18 protein-coding genes are annotated in these 16,760 nt (G+C 59.1%); 10 read left to right on the forward strand and 8 right to left on the reverse strand.

The annotated features are described in order from the left end of the window. Positions 1-140 precede the first annotated feature (140 nt). The gene (locus IB244_RS17850; protein WP_169684514.1) at positions 141-986 is read left to right on the forward strand and encodes a GNAT family N-acetyltransferase; all 846 of its coding nucleotides are present in this window, start codon (positions 141-143) and stop codon (positions 984-986) included. Positions 987-1,198: 212 nt separating this feature from the next. Here IB244_RS17850 and IB244_RS17855 read toward each other — a convergent pair whose 3' ends face one another. Then, the gene (locus IB244_RS17855; protein ID WP_113470940.1) at positions 1,199-2,116 is read right to left on the reverse strand and encodes a DMT family transporter; all 918 of its coding nucleotides are present in this window, start codon (positions 2,114-2,116) and stop codon (positions 1,199-1,201) included. Between the two features lie 197 nt (positions 2,117-2,313). Here IB244_RS17855 and IB244_RS17860 point away from each other — a divergent pair, with 197 nt between their 5' ends. Together IB244_RS17860 and IB244_RS17865 are read left to right on the forward strand one after the other, a co-directional pair. Continuing rightward, on the forward strand, positions 2,314-3,609 hold the full coding sequence (locus IB244_RS17860; protein ID WP_192304953.1) for an adenylosuccinate synthase: 1,296 nt from the start codon (positions 2,314-2,316) through the stop codon (positions 3,607-3,609). A gap of 60 nt (positions 3,610-3,669) precedes the next feature. Next, positions 3,670-6,009 (forward strand): hypothetical protein, encoded by a 2,340-nt coding sequence (locus IB244_RS17865; RefSeq protein WP_192304955.1) that lies wholly within the window; start codon positions 3,670-3,672, stop codon positions 6,007-6,009. Between the two features lie 73 nt (positions 6,010-6,082). Here IB244_RS17865 and rpoH read toward each other — a convergent pair whose 3' ends face one another. Beyond that, complete coding sequence (gene rpoH / locus IB244_RS17870; RefSeq protein WP_018117284.1) at positions 6,083-6,991, reverse strand: RNA polymerase sigma factor RpoH; 909 nt, start codon at positions 6,989-6,991, stop codon at positions 6,083-6,085. A 159-nt stretch (positions 6,992-7,150) separates the two neighbouring features. Continuing rightward, positions 7,151-8,185, reverse strand: coding sequence for an RluA family pseudouridine synthase (locus IB244_RS17875; protein WP_169683571.1), 1,035 nt, complete (start codon positions 8,183-8,185; stop codon positions 7,151-7,153). 42 nt (positions 8,186-8,227) lie between these two features. On the opposite strand from IB244_RS17875, the gene IB244_RS17880 reads away from it, so the two are divergent. Continuing rightward, entirely contained in the window at positions 8,228-8,614 is a 387-nt protein-coding gene (locus tag IB244_RS17880) for a hypothetical protein (RefSeq protein WP_018117282.1), read from the forward strand. Positions 8,615-8,618: 4 nt separating this feature from the next. After that, on the forward strand, positions 8,619-9,437 hold the full coding sequence (locus tag IB244_RS17885) for a TrmH family RNA methyltransferase (protein ID WP_018858206.1): 819 nt from the start codon (positions 8,619-8,621) through the stop codon (positions 9,435-9,437). Positions 9,438-9,439: 2 nt separating this feature from the next. Here the strand turns inward: IB244_RS17885 and IB244_RS17890 are convergent, their stop codons facing one another. Together IB244_RS17890 and IB244_RS17895 are read right to left on the reverse strand one after the other, a co-directional pair. Further along, on the reverse strand, positions 9,440-10,600 hold the full coding sequence (locus tag IB244_RS17890; protein WP_113470937.1) for a hypothetical protein: 1,161 nt from the start codon (positions 10,598-10,600) through the stop codon (positions 9,440-9,442). Positions 10,601-10,719: 119 nt separating this feature from the next. Then, entirely contained in the window at positions 10,720-11,316 is a 597-nt protein-coding gene (locus tag IB244_RS17895) for a DUF1134 domain-containing protein (protein WP_018117279.1), read from the reverse strand. 192 nt (positions 11,317-11,508) lie between these two features. Here IB244_RS17895 and chpT point away from each other — a divergent pair, with 192 nt between their 5' ends. Then, positions 11,509-12,156, forward strand: a complete 648-nt coding sequence (chpT, locus tag IB244_RS17900) for a histidine phosphotransferase ChpT (RefSeq protein WP_192304957.1) — start codon at positions 11,509-11,511, stop codon at positions 12,154-12,156. Between the two features lie 113 nt (positions 12,157-12,269). After that, a complete protein-coding gene (locus IB244_RS17905; protein ID WP_018858209.1) occupies positions 12,270-12,632 on the forward strand; it encodes a PleD family two-component system response regulator in 363 nt (120 codons plus the stop codon). A gap of 115 nt (positions 12,633-12,747) precedes the next feature. Here the strand turns inward: IB244_RS17905 and ctrA are convergent, their stop codons facing one another. Further along, positions 12,748-13,449 carry a response regulator transcription factor CtrA gene (gene ctrA, locus IB244_RS17910; protein ID WP_003542362.1) on the reverse strand — a complete coding sequence of 234 codons (702 nt, stop codon included), beginning with the start codon at positions 13,447-13,449 and terminating at the stop codon, positions 12,748-12,750. A 439-nt stretch (positions 13,450-13,888) separates the two neighbouring features. On the opposite strand from ctrA, the gene IB244_RS17915 reads away from it, so the two are divergent. Next, positions 13,889-14,239, forward strand: a complete 351-nt coding sequence (locus IB244_RS17915; protein ID WP_018117276.1) for a hypothetical protein — start codon at positions 13,889-13,891, stop codon at positions 14,237-14,239. A 100-nt stretch (positions 14,240-14,339) separates the two neighbouring features. On the opposite strand, the gene IB244_RS17920 is transcribed toward IB244_RS17915, so the two are convergent. Together IB244_RS17920 and IB244_RS17925 are read right to left on the reverse strand one after the other, a co-directional pair. After that, complete coding sequence (locus tag IB244_RS17920; RefSeq protein ID WP_018117275.1) at positions 14,340-14,621, reverse strand: GNAT family N-acetyltransferase; 282 nt, start codon at positions 14,619-14,621, stop codon at positions 14,340-14,342. 319 nt (positions 14,622-14,940) lie between these two features. Then, the gene (locus IB244_RS17925) at positions 14,941-15,216 is read right to left on the reverse strand and encodes a DUF1153 domain-containing protein (protein WP_007533628.1); all 276 of its coding nucleotides are present in this window, start codon (positions 15,214-15,216) and stop codon (positions 14,941-14,943) included. Positions 15,217-15,614: 398 nt separating this feature from the next. Here IB244_RS17925 and IB244_RS17930 point away from each other — a divergent pair, with 398 nt between their 5' ends. Both IB244_RS17930 and IB244_RS17935 read left to right on the forward strand, forming a co-directional pair. Further along, on the forward strand, positions 15,615-16,355 hold the full coding sequence (locus tag IB244_RS17930; protein WP_192304959.1) for a helix-turn-helix transcriptional regulator: 741 nt from the start codon (positions 15,615-15,617) through the stop codon (positions 16,353-16,355). A gap of 99 nt (positions 16,356-16,454) precedes the next feature. Beyond that, the coding region (locus IB244_RS17935) for an IS5 family transposase (RefSeq protein WP_192304961.1) at positions 16,455-16,760 on the forward strand (306 nt) is incomplete at its 3' end.

The raw sequence follows: 16,760 nt of genomic DNA on the forward strand, positions 1-16,760 counted from the left end.
CGTACTTCATGACGATCGCTGCAGATCGCTTCAGCCATGAACATGTTTCTTTGCCGTCGGGTGGCTTTACGGCTGTTAGACTTTGATCTTTATTTATCCCGCAGGCTCTCAACTGCGGTCGATCTGATTAGGGACGTTGCATGAATTCGGAGTTTACCGTTCGTCCGATGCGACCCGGTGAGTTGGAGCTAGTGCTCGAGTGGGCACGTCAGGAGGGATGGAATCCCGGCCTCGACGATTCGGTTGCCTTTCACGATGCGGACCCGTCGGGATTTTTCGTGGGCGTGATCGGGGAGGTGCCCGTCGCCTCGATCTCAGTCGTCAAATATGGCGAGGATTTTGCTTTCCTCGGTCTTTTTATCGTCCATCCGGATTTTCGGGGCAGGGGCTACGGCAAGGCCATTTGGAATGCCGGGATGATGTCGGCTGAGGGCCGTAGCATCGGTCTGGATGGTGTGCCCGCACAACAGGACAATTACCGAAAGGCCGGGTTCGAAGAGGCCTATCGGACGGTTCGCTATGGTGGCGTGATCTCTGCCTTGCCGGAATCAACACTGGTTGCCCACGCTGTCTCGGATAGACTCGACGGATTGCTGCGCTATGACGCGATGATCTTTCCGGCGCCGCGGCCAACCTTCGTGGCGTCATGGTGTGCTACTCGCAAGGACAGGCACTCGGCCGTGGTGCGCAAGCGTGGCAAGATTCGCGGCTACGGAACCATCCGCCGTTGCTACGAGGGCTACAAGATCGGCCCGCTGTTTGCAGGCGACAGGGATAGCGCGGCGGCTCTGATTTCGGTTCTGGCGCAGCATGCCAAGGGAGCGAAGGTCTTCATCGATGTTCCCACCAACAATGGCGAGGCCATTGAACTTGCCGAGAGCCTGGGCTTGGCGCCCGTCTTCGAAACGGCGCGGATGTATCGGGGCGCAGCGCCGGTCGTTCCGCTCAGGAGCATTTTCGGCGTGACGACCCTGGAACTCGGCTAGAGCCTTTCGGGGTTAAATCGAAGCGTTCTGTTGGCTCAAACGGAGTCGGTCGGTCGATCAGGCGGCCCGTTTCAGCCAGCCCGTGAGGCCGGGCATCGTTCCTCCAGGAACAGCGGCGACCGGCTCGGACGTACCTTGGGTATGTCCTTCATCAATCGTTCCTGCCCTGTCGAAAACCTGCTCCGGCAGAACGTTTCAATTTTCTGAAAGCTCTAGTCCATAGGCGAGGCGGGGACGGTCGAGACTGCGCGCTGGGGACGGCCTTTTTCGGCGATGGCAATGCCGCCCAAAGCGAGCGCAAGCGCGATCACATGGAACGGCTGAAGATGCTCGCCAAGCAGCGCCACGGACAACAGCGTTCCGAAGACCGGCACGAGGTTGATGAAGAGCCCGGCGCGATTTGCGCCTATCGCCTCGACGCCCTTGATATAGAGGATCTGGGCAAGCAGGGACGCGAAGATGGCAGTGTAGAAGGCAATCAGCCAGCCCTTGTTGTCTGGCAATTGCACAGCACCTTGCGTGCCCTCCCAGATGAGAAGTGGCACTGCTGTCAGCGTCGCGCCGAGGGCGGGGATCGCCATCAGCGTGCGCCAATCAAGGGGCGGTTTCCAGCGTAGAAAAATCGTGTAGACAGAATAGGCGGCTACGGCGATCAGCATGAGGCCGTCGCCACGGTTGAGACCGAGCTGCAGCAGGGTCGTCAGGTCACCATGCGCGGCGGTCAATGCGACGCCGCCGAGCGTCATGGCGAAGCCGACTATCTGTGCTGTAGAAACGCCTGTGCGGAAGAAGACGAAGTTCAGCAGGAAGATCAGCATCGGGATCCCGGCCTGCTCGATCGCAACATTGATCACGGTTGTGTACTGGACGGCCGAGTAAAGCATCGCGTTGAAAAGCGTATAGCCGATGATGCCGTAGAAGAAGAGCAGCGGCAGGTTCTTGCGGACGATCGGCCAGTCGCGCTTCAATTGCGGTACGGAAACGGCGGCAATGAGTGCCGTCGCAAGGAACCAGCGCAGAAACGTCAGCGTCATCGGGCTGACGTGCCCGAGCGCGAGCTTGCCCGCCACCGCGTTTCCGCCCCAGCATAGTGCCGCGACGACGAGAGAAATATAAGCGGCGACCTGCACAGGCGATTCTTCCAGATGACGGCGATGTGGTTCTCAACCTTGGGACATGATCGGCCAATAGCCCGATGATGGCTGATTTGTCACGTAAAAAGCCGATTTCGGCGGCATAACAGGGTCGATTTCCCGGTGACAAAGCTTTATAGATGCGCGGGTTTGAGAAGGGTGCGGTTAAATCCGCCTTTAACAGGAAGACGTGAATGACGAACGTAGTTGTAGTCGGTTCGCAATGGGGTGACGAAGGCAAAGGCAAGATTGTCGATTGGCTTTCGGAACGCGCCGATGTGATCGTGCGCTATCAGGGCGGACACAATGCGGGCCACACGCTGGTCATCGACGGTGTCAGCTACAAGCTTGCCCTTCTGCCATCCGGCCTCGTGCGCGGCAAACTCAGTGTCATCGGCAATGGCGTCGTCGTCGATCCGCATCATTTCGTCGCCGAAGTCGCGAAGCTGCGCGCGCAGGGTGTCAATGTAACGCCCGAGGTGCTGCGCATCGCGGACAACGCACCGCTGATCCTGTCGCTGCACCGCGACCTCGATGGCTTCCGCGAAGACGCGGCTTCCAACAGCGGAACCAAGATCGGTACCACTCGCCGCGGAATCGGCCCGGCTTATGAAGACAAGGTCGGTCGCCGCGCGATCCGCGCCATCGACCTGGCCGACAAGGAAGCGCTGCCGGCCAAGATCGACCGTCTGCTGACGCACCACAATGCGCTGCGCCGCGGCCTCGGACTGCCGGAGATTTCGGTGGAATCGCTCGAGAAGGAACTGAACGAGGTCGCCGACCAGGTTCTGCCTTATATCGACCAGGTCTGGCGTATCCTCGACGACCAGCGCAAGGCCGGTGCCCGCATCCTGTTCGAAGGTGCGCAGGGTGCGCTGCTCGACAACGACCACGGCACCTATCCCTTCGTCACCTCGTCGAACACGGTTGCCGGTCAGGCCGCCGCCGGCTCGGGTCTCGGCCCGACGGCAATCGGCTATGTTCTCGGCATCACCAAGGCTTACACGACGCGCGTGGGCGAAGGTCCGTTCCCGTGCGAACTGAACGATGAGATCGGCAAGCATCTTTCGACAGTTGGTCGCGAAGTCGGCGTCAATACCGGTCGTCCGCGCCGCTGCGGCTGGTTCGATTCGGTTCTGGTCCGCCAGACGGTGAAGACATCGGGCATCACGGGCATCGCGCTAACCAAGCTCGACGTTCTCGACGGTCTCGACGAACTGAAGATCTGCGTCGCCTACAAGCTTGACGGCAAAGAGATCGATTATCTTCCGGCTAGCCAGGCTGCCCAGGCCCGCGTAGAGCCGATCTACATCACGCTGGAAGGCTGGAAGGAATCGACTGTCGGCGCACGCAGCTGGGCTGATCTGCCGGCCCAGGCAATCAAGTATGTTCGCCAGGTCGAAGAACTGATCGGGGCGCCCGTCGCTCTCTTGTCTACAAGTCCTGAGCGCGACGACACGATACTTGTGACCGATCCGTTTGAGGACTAAGGTCGCGGGTCATTATTTGTGCGGTTCGCAGGGCGGACCGCACTCTTAGAGAAAGTACGAATGGCGGATTTTATCGCAGTTATCCGGCGGGCGGTTGACGGCCTGTCTGAAAATACTCCCGAGATGCGGGTGAAAGTCTACGAGCGTGCTCGCGGTGCTGTTCAGCGGCAGCTCGAGAATATGAAGCCGCGACCACCGGAAGCGATGCTGCAACGGCAGCTTGAAAAACTCGAAGCTGCAATCCGCGAAGTCGAAGCCGAACACGCAGAAGCCGTTCTGGTCGACGATGCAGCGCTAGCCGCCGAGCCTGAGGTTGAGGCAAGCGCCGAAGCGGCCAACGAGCCGGAAGCGGCCGTTCCCGAACCGGTTGCCGGCGAAGCTGTGGTCGAGGAGCCGGCGCATGAAACGCCGGTTCACGAAGAGCAGATGGCAGCCGAAGAACCTGCGCCTGCCTACGAAGAGCCGGTCGAAGAGCCTGCGCCCTATCACGAAGAACCTACGCCTCATTATGAGGAGCCTGTCGCTGCCGAACAGGAACACACCGCGCAGCAGGACGCACATTGGGAGCATGAAGAGCCGCGCGCTCCTGTCGGGGAAGCCGAGCCTGTCCAGCATTGGCAGGCCGCTCATGAAGACGACGTCGCTCGCGAGGAGCAGTACGGTCACGAGGAGTATGTTGGCGCAGTCGAGGAGCCTGTTGTCGAGCCGCCCGAGCCGCCCGACGAAGAGCCGGTTCTGCAGCCAATTGCTCGCGACTACGACCTGACCAATCGCCTTGTCGAGCCCGTCTATGGGCTGGATCGTCCGCCGGAAGAATTCGTGGATCGCAGCCAGGAGGAGCCGCTCCAAGCGGATGCCGCTGCGCATTTCGATCCGGTGTGGGCAGAGCCAGTAGAGGAAACGCCTGCACCTCCGGCCAAGGATGCGCAGACGGATTGGGCGCTCGAAGAACTCAGGCAGTTTTCGGAATCTGCGCCGGTTGCTCCGGCCAACGAAGCGGCGCGCGCGTTTGAAGACGTCATCACGGGATTCGACCATACGCCGGGCGGCGTGAAGATGCCCGCCGCGAATGAGGGCTTCTCCTGGGAGGCCGCAGCCTTCGACGATCTGCCACCGATCGAAAACGGCAAGAAAGTTCCGATCAACGCTCATTTCGATGACGGCGATCTCTTCTCCGAAATTCATGGGACGCCGGCAAAAGCTGTACCGGAAACCAATTGGCAGGAGGCAAAGCCGCTTCGCGGATACGACAACCGCGGCGTGGTTGCCGAAGATGATGATGGCATTCCGGCCGCCGATCTCGACAGTGCTGTTGCTGCTAAGTTCCAGGGTAAGAACCTGCGCATGGAGCCGAAGCGCCGTCGCTTCGGCATTGGCTCCATCGTGACGATCCTCATTGCGCTTGGCGTGGTCGGTGGTGGCGGATACGCTGCCTGGATCAATCGGGACGCGCTGTCGTCAATGGTGAAAAACCTCGTCAGCGCTGCTCCCTCGCAGAGCGCGAAGAACGAGCAGACGCCTGCCAAGCCGGATGCGGCGCCCCAGAGGAGCGATGCGAAGCCAGCTGAGGCAAACAAGGAAGTTGCGTCCTTGAATGACGGGGCTTCCGTCAACAACAAGTTCAACCAGCGGCTTCTTGCCGATGGCACCGAAGTCGACAACGGTCCGGCCTCCGTTCCGGGAACGCCTACGGCGGAAGGAAAGTCGGTAGCCGAGCAGAACGTTGCTGCAGCGGATCCGACGCCGCCCGCGACCTCGACGACACCTGCCGTCCCGGCTGCCACCGCACCCGCGACGACGCCGCCGGCGGCTGGAGCCACGCAAGCTGCGCCGGTCGGCTCCTCCGAGAAGATGTTCCTGTACGAAGAGCGGATCGGTCAGAGTTCACCGACCGCCATCCAGGGCTCGGTCGTCTGGAGTCTTCAGCACGAGACAGGCCCGGATGGCAGGCAGGAAGCGACCGTACAGGGGACCGTGACTGTTCCAGAACGCAATCTGTCGGCGCAGCTTACCTTCAAGCGCAATTCCGATGCGTCGCTGCCGGCCAGCCACATCGTCGAGGTGGTTTTCTCGCTGCCGCCGAACTTTGAAGGTGGCGCTATCGAGAGCGTTCAGCGTATCTCGATGAAGCGAACCGAACAGGATCGGGGCGACGCCCTGATTGCCGTTCCGGCAAAGATCACCGACGATTTCCACATGATCGCGCTGAACGACTATCCGGATGCGCGCAAGGCGAACCTCGATCTCCTTTCAAGCCGCGACTGGATCGATATGCCGATCACCTACCGCAATGGTCGCCGCGCGCTTCTGACGATGCAGAAGGGTACTACGGGCGGCGAGGCGTTCAACGCCGCGATCAAGGAATGGGCTGCTTTTGGCGATGTATCGACCAGCCAATAAGCGCCTGTCGAATGGATAAAAGAAAGGGCGGGACCATCGGTCCCGCCCTTTTTGATTTGAAATTGCAATGGCGTTACGCGGTCGCTTCGACCACGCGAACGGCCTTGGCGCGTTCGAGAGCGTCCTTGCGGACGGCATCCTGGACCTTTTCGAAGGCGCGGACCTCGATCTGACGAACGCGTTCGCGGCTAATGTCGAATTCGGACGAGAGGTCTTCCAGGGTCACCGGATCTTCCGCGAGGCGACGTGCCTCGAAGATACGGCGCTCGCGGTCGTTCAGAACGCTCATCGCCTTCGCCAGCATGCGGCGGCGCGTGTCGAGCTCATCCTGTTCGATAAGAACCTCTTCCTGGCTGTCATGGTCGTCGACGAGCCAATCCTGCCATTGACCGGATTCGCCTTCCGAGGCCTTGATCGGTGCGTTCAACGAGGCATCGCCGGAAAGGCGACGGTTCATCGAAACGACCTCCTCCTCGGAGACGTTCAGCTTGGTGGCGATCTCAGCAACGTGTTCCGGCTTCAGGTCGCCATCGTCAATGGCCTGGATACGGCCCTTGAGGCGACGCAGATTGAAGAACAGCCGCTTCTGGTTGGCGGTCGTACCCATCTTCACCAGAGACCACGAACGCAGGATGTATTCCTGGATTGAGGCCTTGATCCACCACATGGCATAGGTGGCAAGACGGAAGCCGCGCTCCGGATCGAACTTCTTGACGGCCTGCATCAGGCCGACATTGCCTTCAGAGACGACTTCGCCGATTGGTAGGCCATAGCCGCGGTAGCCCATTGCGATCTTCGCAACGAGGCGCAGGTGGCTGGTGACGAGTTTGTGTGCCGCTTCGCGATCGCCGTGTTCCGCATAGCGCTTCGCCAGCATGTATTCCTGCTGCGGCTCCAGCATCGGAAATTTGCGGATTTCGTCGAGATAGCGATTGAGACCGTTTTCGCCGGCGGTAATGGACGGCAAGTTATTTCGGGCCATAAAGCACCCTCCTATCTGAATTCCGGTTCCCAATGGAACGCGCCCCTGCGTCGAAAGGCAAACCGGGACATGCGGCTTTATCCAAGCCCGCACTAAGTCAATATACAGATAAGTATGGCGGAACAGGGGTTCAAGACCATACACCGCTTCACGAAGGCGTTACTCTCGCTCCGCACGCAGGGCGTCTGCCAACTCTTCCATGTCCTCGGGCAGAGGCACCTCGAAGTGCATGACCTCGCCGGTGCGAGGGTGCTCGAATTGCAGCATGTAGGCGTGGAGCGCCTGTCTTCCGAAGGCATTCACGGTCTTCCTGGCGGCAACCGGAAGCAGGTTTGCCTTTGTTTTGAAACCTGCTCCGTAGACGGTGTCGCCGAGTAGCGGATGGCCGATATGTGCCATGTGGACGCGGATCTGATGGGTGCGGCCGGTTTCGAGATGGCACTCGACCAGCGAGGCTAGCGACGTGGCATCAGGATTCTCATGGAAGCGTTCGAGCACTTCGTAGTGGGTGATCGCCTCGTCGGCATCCTGCGTCTCGGATCGCTTGACGGCGCGACGCGTGCGGTCGCCGACGGCGCGGCCGAGCGGTGCATCGATCGTTCCAGTCAGCGTGCGAGGGCGGCCCCAGACAATCGCTTGGTAAGCCCGCTCCAGCGGCATGGTCCGCCCATGGTCGGCGAATTGCAGCGACAGATGGCGATGGGAGATGTCGTTCTTGGCGACGACCATGACACCTGTGGTGTCCTTGTCCAGCCTGTGGACGATGCCCGGACGGCGCACACCGCCGATACCGGAAAGACTGTCGCCGCAATGATAGATCAACGCGTTGACGAGCGTGCCCGTCCAATTGCCAGCCGCGGGGTGCACCACGAGACCGGCCGGCTTGGAAATGACGATGAGGTCATCGTCTTCATAAAGAATATCGAGCGGGATATTCTCGCCCTTGGGCGTCGGATCCTCCGGCTCGGGCAGCAGGATCTCGAAGGTGTCGCCTGGACGAACCTTTTTCTGCGGATCGGCGAGGATCTTGCCGCCCACGGAGACCTGGCCCTCCTTGATTAGCGCCTTCACGCGGCTGCGCGAAAACTCCTCGCCGAGCTGTCCGGTCATCCACGCGTCAAGACGGCCTTCGGCGTTCTCGTCGGCGGTGAGGACTTTTCTAATGCCGGCAGCTTGTTTAAAGGGGTCGCTCAAGACGCTTCTTCTCCGAATTACTTAAAGAACGGAACGCCACATATGACGAATATCCAGCCAGAAGACGATCAGGACGAAAAGCCCCTGGATCCGGCGATGGAACGTGTCCGGCGCAAGATGATCCGCCTGCAGATCGTCTCAGGCGTCATCATGTTCGTGAGCCTTATGGCTGTCTTCGGCGCGGTTGTCTACAAAGCGATGCGCGCGCCCGCGAAGGAACCGACAGCCGTAACTTCTGCCGGTGTACCATCCGATGCGCCGGTATCGGTCACGGCAACTTTGCCGTCGGGCTTCGTCATCCAGTCGTCGTCGCTCTCGGGAGGCCAGATCATGTTCTTTGGCGCGACAGCCGATGGAATCAAGAAGTCGCTCATCTTCGATATCAAGTCGGGGCGCATTGTTGCCGATGTGACGGTCAGCGGCGGCTAGGACAATGGCCTCTCGCCTCGTTGCCATCGAGAGCGCGGACGATCCTCGTATCGCTGACTTTCGCGACATCCGCGAGCGCGATCTGACCGGCCGGCAGAACCGCTTCATCGCGGAGGGCACGGTAGTCCTTCGCGTGCTTGTGGAAGCGAGCCACGGCGGTCGCTTTGCGACCGAAAAAGTGCTGCTTCTCAGGAACCGTGTCGACGGCGTCGCTCCAATCCTCGAGAGACTGCCTGATGACGTGCCGGTCTATGTCGCAGAGGCGGACGTCCTAGATCGGATCGTCGGGTTTCATCTCCATCGAGGCGTGTTGGCCCTTGGCAGGCGAGAGGTGGTCGGAACCGAGCTTGTCGACCGATTGCCCGATCGTTCGCTTGTCCTTGTCGGCTGCGGTATTTCCAACCATGACAATGCCGGGTCGATGTTCCGCAATGCGGCCGCCTTCAAGGCGGATGCCATCTTTCTCGATGAGACTTCGTGTGACCCGCTTTATCGCAAGGCGCTACGCGTTTCTGTCGGCTCCGTACTCAGTGTTCCCTATGAGCGGAAGGGCACGGCGCTCGACGTTCTAACACGGCTTGCTGCGAGTGGCTTTGCAATCTGGACGCTCTCGCCGCGCGGGGAGACCGACATTCGAGCCATACCGCCAACCGATCGCATGGCGCTGGTCGTGGGTACGGAAGGCGAGGGGCTGCCGCCTGCACTCCTGGAACGTTTTCAAAGCGCGCGGATCCCGCAGTCGGAGGGACTGGACAGCCTCAATGTGGCGACGGCGACCGGCATCGCCCTCTTTGCCATGTCATCGGCAGCGAAGCTGATCTGAGTTCAGCCCGGTTCGGACAGGATTGTCGCGGCGCGTTGCGCGAGGTTGATACGCTCTCCGTCCTGATTGTCGGTGCCATCCGGCAGAAGGTCGCGGATCGGTGAGGAGGGTCCTTCGTTGATAGCGGTCAATGCAACCATGCTTGCAGCAATGCCGGCGATCTCTTCACGTATCGCACCGTCGTGGCTGGTGTCGGATTTCGCTTTCAGAAGTTGTTCCGAGACGGCGGCGCTGCGCTTGCGCACTTCGTCGCTCAGGCGCGCTGCAATCGCTGCTGTGTCGAGCTCAGTCGGCATTGTTTCCTCGGTTGCCCGCTCCTCTGAAACCGCATCTGCGACCACGGGCTGAAGTCCAGCGTTGCGCAATGCACGGTTTGCCTTGCGCAGCTCGGCATTCGCCGCCTTGATCTGTTCCTTCAGCTTGGTAATTTCCTGCTGGCGGCGTCCGAGAAGCGTATCCTTGTCGGCCGTTGACGCCGCATCGCGCCCCGCTTTGTCCTCGAGCCGGATGACTGCGTGCTCATGCTGGGCGAGCGCCTGCTCCGCATCCTTGGCGCGCTTCTGCAGCAGGTTCACGTCCTGGCGAAGATTGTCGCGCTCGATGCGGACTGCGTTCGCCTTGAACGTCAGGCTCTCGATTTCGGTATCGCGCGCTGCGAGATCGATCTTGAGATTGTCAGTCTGCTCCGCAAGCTTGTTAAGGCGCGTGCGAAGAGCGTCGAGCTCGCCTTCCTTGGCGGCGCTTGCTTGCTCGGCGATGTGGAGGCTCGTCTTAAGCTGGCTGATGTAGTTCTCGTCCTTGCGCAGGTGCGAGCGCTGTTCCGCGGCCTCGACACTCATGTCGCTGATTTGCGCCTGTAGCCCCTCGATCTCGGCGGCAAACCGTCCTGCGTCGAGCGCCAGCGAGTCATGCTTTAGTTGCAGCGCCAGCGACTTTTCGCGCTCGCGCACGAGGTCCTGTGTCGTCTTGGCGTTCTCGGCAGCATAGAGGGCCCGGACCATATCCTTCTGCGCGCGCACTTCCTGCGGGCTGAGTGGCATGGTCGCGCGCATACGGTTTTCCGTATACCAGACGATGCGGCGGTGGACGGCAGGCGACACGAGAAAGACGAGAAACGCTGCCGCCAGGAAGCCCAATCCGAACAAGAGAGCATATTCGATCACGGCGCGGCCACGGCTTCCAGAAGTTGAGTTGCGTCAGGACCAATGATTAAGCGGACCTGACGCGTAGAGCAAGTGGCGGATAGGTCACGGCGAGCGAGAGTTCGCTGCGCCGATGGGAATCAGAAGGGATTCCAGGTCGGATTAGGGGTGACCTTGAGGTAGCCGACATTCAATCCGAGGCGAGCACCGACGCCTGTGCGGATCGGCACCACCAGTACGTTGTCGTTCTTGAGAAGCGTCATGCCGAAGCCGGCGATAACGAAGGCTTGACCACTGACGCCACCGAAGCGCGCGTAGATGGCGTCGGTCGAGGGCAGGTCGTAGACGAGCATCATGACGCGCGTGCCCTGACCGCCATAGTCGATCCCGAGCGACGGACCCTGCCAGTAGAGCGGATGCTCACCGGCATTCTTTGTATTCAACTGGCCTTCGCCGTAGGTGAGACCGGCGATGAAAGCTCCGGAACCTTCCTGGCCGAGGACATAGCCGTTGGGAAGGCCGTATTTCTGAAAGGCGGCTTCGATCACCTTGGCCAGCCCGCCGCTGGTCGAGCCGAAGAACGAGTGCCCAGCGTCGACGATTTCCTGCATCGAATACTGGCCGCCGTTAGACTGCTGCGCCGATGCCTGCATTGGGACAAGCGCGAGGGGCGAAAATGTCAGCGCAACGAGAAGCCGCCAGATGGCGGAGAGTCTTCCGAAAAAATGGGCGCGCATGGTGTTATCCGTTCATCATGGTCGGTACGATGAGCCGTTTCCGGCGTTTCGTTCATTTTGCGCGTATGGTCTTAACAATCGGTTTACCAAATATGGTGTCATTATGGCGCTGAGTACGGCCGCAAACTTCGCGCAATTTAAATGACGCAAAAGAGGCGGCGGAATGAACCTGCCGCCCTCCTGGAGACTATGATGTCGAAGAATCCAAACCTCACCCTTGCTGGCCCCGACCTGGCCGCGCTTCTGTGCAGCCGCGTCTGCCATGACGTCATCTCGCCGGTTGGCGCAATCAACAATGGTCTGGAGCTTCTGGACGAGGGCGGCGCCGATGCCGACGCGATGGATCTTATCAGGACAAGCGCGCTCAACGCCTCTGTCCGTCTGAAGTTCGCCCGGCTTGCCTTCGGGGCCTCGGGATCGGTCGGGGCTTCGATCGATACCGGCGAAGCCGAACGTGCGGCGAAGGATTTTGCTGCCGCGGAGAAGAAGACCGAGGTTGTCTGGACTGGTCCGCGCGCGATTATCGCCAAGAACCGCGTCAAGTTGCTGCTCAATCTCTTCCTGGTAGCCTATTCGTCAATTCCACGTGGCGGTGTCATCGAAGTCACGCTTGAGAACCCCGAACTGGACGCAAAATTCAAGATCGTTGCGAAGGGCAAGCTGATGCGCCTGCCGCCGAAATTCGTGGAGATCTCTACGGGGGAAATCGAGGAAGCCATCGACGCCCACTCGATCCAGCCCTACTACACCGTGCTGCTTGCCGATGAATGCGGTATGGCGCTCGGGCATAGCGCGACCGCCGAAGAACTTACGTTTACCGCTGACGTCGTCGCAGCTTGATGCAGGGACCTCGACGGCGATCCGACCGTCGAGGTAATAAATCCTTAGCCTAATGTTTCTATTCTTGGCCGATAACACGCCAGCCGCATTAGAAGCTGGGGCAAGGAGCAGCCATGCAGAGGTTTATGATCGCCGACTCATCTGACGTCGTTCGGAAGGTGGGGAAGCGCATCCTTTCCGAACTCGACTTCATGGTCATCGAAGCCTCCAACGTTGTCGAAGCTCTCTCCAGTTGCCAGGTGGAACTTCCAGAATACCTGATCGTCGATTCTGGCATGGACCGCGCGCTCGAGTTGATTTCGGCGATCCGCGGCATGGAAGGCGGCAAGGACGTCAAAATCTACTATTGCGTGGTTGAGGCCGACCTCAAGAAGCTGATGATGGGCAAGCGGGCAGGGGCGACTGATTTCCTCCTCAAACCCTTCGATCGCAAGATTCTGACGGCCGTATTCGGCCACCGCGCTATCGCAGCATAATTGCGACTACCCGCCAACGATCGAAGCCGCCACGGGCGGCTTTTTCTATGTCACAACGAAAAAATCCCGCCACAGAGGACGGGATTTTCTCAGTCTTGGCAAAGGGGCTGACGTATCAGGCGGTCTCGGCGTACTCGGCGCCGTCCGGCTCGCGCAGAACATAGCCGCGGCCCCAGACGGTTTCGATGTAGTTTGCGCCACCGGCAGCATTTGCGAGCTTCTTGCGCAGTTTGCAGATGAAGACGTCGATGATCTTCAGTTCCGGCTCGTCCATGCCGCCATAGAGATGGTTCAGGAACATTTCCTTGGTGAGCGTGGTGCCCTTGCGGAGCGAAAGAAGCTCCAGCATCTGGTATTCCTTGCCCGTCAGGTGCACGCGCTGGCCACCAACTTCGACCGTCTTGGCGTCGAGGTTGACGATCAGTTCGCCGGTCATGATGACCGACTGGGCATGACCCTTGGAACGACGAACGATTGCATGTATGCGCGCAACCAGTTCGTCCTTGTGGAACGGCTTGGTCATGTAGTCGTCGGCGCCAAAGCCGAGACCGCGAACCTTGTCCTCGATACCGGCCATGCCCGAGAGAATCAGGATGGGTGTCTTGACCTTGGACAGGCGGAGAGTGCGGAGCACTTCATATCCGGACATGTCGGGAAGGTTCAAATCGAGAAGGATGATGTCGTAATCATACAACTTCCCTAGGTCCACGCCTTCTTCACCCAGATCGGTGGTGTAGACGTTAAAACTTTCTGATTTGAGCATCAATTCGATGCTCTGCGCTGTCGCGCTGTCGTCTTCAATGAGTAGTACCCGCATTATTATCCCCTTTACCGCCGCCGAAAGGTGGTCTGGCCCCTACGCGATACCGAATACATCATTGCGTGATTTGGAAGCTGCCACGAAATGGTTAACAAATTCTGATTCACTCTGGCAAGAGGTAACGAATTTATTAAATATTTTGTCCATTCCGCTGTTTTCCAACGAGAATTCGCAAAGCCAGATCTTAACTTTTACATTAAGAACGGCCGGTAAGCGATTCATTCGACTCACCAATGAAACAGTATCGGAAATCGCGTAGTTGTGTTTACCGACCCTTAAATCATCGGCACTATCATTAACGATGCCCGTAAACGAAAGGTTACCAGCGGTAGGTTTTTGTTAATACCGACGGAAATTTTTTAGAAGGCCGCGTCAAAGCGGCCGGCAAGGGCGATTTAAAGTGGAGCAGGGGTCTCGCATCACTGGAGTAATGCGTATGAAGTCGCGTGAGAGCCTAGTTCGCCTGAAGGAGTTTCAGGTGAACGAAAAACGTCGCCAACTGCAGCAATTGCAGATGATGATGTCCGAATTTGATAGGATGACGAAGGATCTGGAGAGCCAGATCGTCGTCGAGGAAAAGAAGTCCGGCATTTCCGACCCGAATCACTTCGCCTATCCGACCTTCGCAAAGGCAGCTCGCCAGCGCGCGGACAATCTTCAGGTCTCGATCAAGGAACTGAAGATGCAGGAAGAGGCGCTTGAACAGGCGCTCGAAGAGATACAGGCGGAATATGCACGTGCAGCCGCGCTCGAAGAGCGCGACGGCGCAGTCCGGGCAAGAGCCTAAGGCGGGAAACGGGTGCTGTCGGCACCTTGGGATCGCCTCGAAAAAAGCCATGCATGATGGGCCGTCACGTCCGTCATACATGGCTTTTGGCGTTATTGGGCTAACCGTTAATGACGTCGCGCCACTCCTCGTGGCGTTGCGCTTGCGCTTTGAAGAAGGGACATAACGGGAAGATCTTCCATCCCCCTTTGCGTGCCTCCTCGACGGCATGAAGAGCAAGTGCCTGGCCAACGCCCTTGCCGCGCAGCGCATCGGGTACGCCGGTGTGGTCAATAATGACAAGCGCCGGCGATGCGCGGGAATAGGTCATTTCGGCCTGATGGCCCTCGACCTCTGCAACGTAGCGGCCGCCGGAGGGATTCTCTTCATTCCTGATGTTCATTGCCATTCCTCGTCAACATTCAGCTGTCGGTCGGAAATTGGCATGTCATCCCGGCCGCGCCAAGGCGGGCGATGTGGACACAGTGTTCGATGAGAAGAGGCGGGGACAACTGCTGCCGGTACGAGGCCGGCAGCAATTCCGGCTCACCGACCGATTTTCCTGCCGAGTGGTCTATGGAGCAGGGAACTCGTGGTGAGGCTTGTCGCAGCATAAAAGCAGGGCGTCTGCAGGCTGCGTTAATGATTGCGGGCCGTCTGTATATCCCCCTCAGGACATGCAAGCGGCCCGAATCTGAAAATCGTTGCCCAGGATGGGCGTGTCAGTGGCGATACTGCTGAATACGCGTGGTGCGCAAACCGGCAAGGCCATGGCTGTTAATGGAAGACTGCCAGGACAAGAACTCTTCGACAGTCAACGTGTAACGCTCGCACGCTTCTTCCAAGCTCAACAGGCCACCGCGAACCGCCGCTACAACCTCTGCTTTGCGACGGATAACCCAGCGCCTGGTATTCGGCGGTGGCAAATCCGCAATCGTCAGCGGGCTGCCATCGGGGCCGATGACATATTTTACTCGGGGACGTATCATTTCGGTCATTGGACTCTCTACACAACTCAAGACCACGGCCGTCACTCTAGCTTGTCACATTTAAGAATTGCCTAAGCGCATAGTAACACTTTGATAAGAAGTTTAGGCGTCGACTTCCTGGAAGCAATTTGCGCGCCCTCGTAGCCTTCCCCTGCGTAAATTTGTGATGAGCGCATAGGAGCCATGCGCAATGGCTAGTGGGCAATTGACGAACGTCAATTTATAAGCGCCGCAACATAGTTGTTAGTGCAAGACCGCGTCTCCGTTCTTTTCGTGGTGCCCGGAATAACTAAGGTTTGCTTCGTGTCCTTTTGATACGTGCCTTTGCTTTTCCTCTGCGGCGCGTGGCCATTCTGGTCGACGAAATGAAGAAGCTGAGGCGAAGCTAGCCGCCGAGGGACAGGAAAATGAAGAAGCAAGAACGCGCCGTCCGCGACGGCGTGGGGGATGCTGTTTTTTCGCGGATCGCGTCCGCGCAGAAAATGTCCTCGGAACGATTCAACGATTGCGTGGCTGAGATGGCAGTCGAGGCGGGATTCAACCACTACTTGTTTGCGGAGTTTCCGCGCGGGGACCGCAGTGGCTTCGCCAGCAACTATCTCGCTAGCAACTGGCCGCAAGAGCTCATTGATCTCTATGAGGAGGTTGACCTCTTCTATTGCAGCAAGCTGGTCTCGGCTCTCAAGACGACAGCGATGCCTGTCTTCTGTGACAAGGCGCCATTCGAAAGCGCGGCTGCAAACCAGGGAAACGACCGGCTGACGGCGCACTTCAGGGGCCATGGCCTCAAGGACACATTTGCCTTTGCCTTGCATGACATGCATTTGCGGCACTTCATATTCGCATTCTCGGGTGAGCGCGTGCGTCTCGCTCGCGAAGAGGCAATGCAGCAGGTTTTCCGGGCGATGGAGTTTCTGGAGCTGTTTGCGCAGCAGAACCCTGTTGAGCAACCGATGGAGAACCTCAGCAGCCGGGAAATCGAGTGCCTGCGTTGGTCGGCCGCCGGAAAGAGCAGTGAAGAGATCGCGATTATTCTCGATCTCTCCGCACATACGGTCATCGGCTACCTGAAGAGCGCGATGCGAAAGCTCGACTCTGTTAACCGCATGCAGGCAATCGCTCGCGCACTTCGCTATCGGCTGCTCTAGGCGTTTATCGAACCGATCTAGGCTGTGGTGACAATTTAACGATCCGGGATTCCATTCGAGTCGCAAATCAGATTCAACGCTGACTTTTGGAGGTCGGCGATGGATGGTGAGGTTCTTCGAGATGACCAGTGGGAGCGGCTGAAGCCGTTTGTGCCCGGTGGTCGCAAAGGCAGGCGCGGTCCTCGCAGTGATGGGCGTCGGTTCTTCGACGCGATACTGTGGCTTGCCCGGTCCGGAGCGCGCTGGCGTGATCTGCCGGAAGACCGTTTTGGCCCCTGTCAGACGGTCAAACGGCGCTATTACCGTTGGATCGAGCAGGGCATATTCGACCGGATTTTCGAAGCAGTTTCTGTCGATCCGGACATGGAGTGGTTGTCCATCGACGCCACGGTTATCCGGGCGCAG

Source organism: Rhizobium sp. RHZ02 (assembly GCF_014851575.1).
In the GTDB taxonomy this organism is placed as follows: Bacteria; Pseudomonadota; Alphaproteobacteria; order Rhizobiales; family Rhizobiaceae; genus Rhizobium; species Rhizobium altiplani.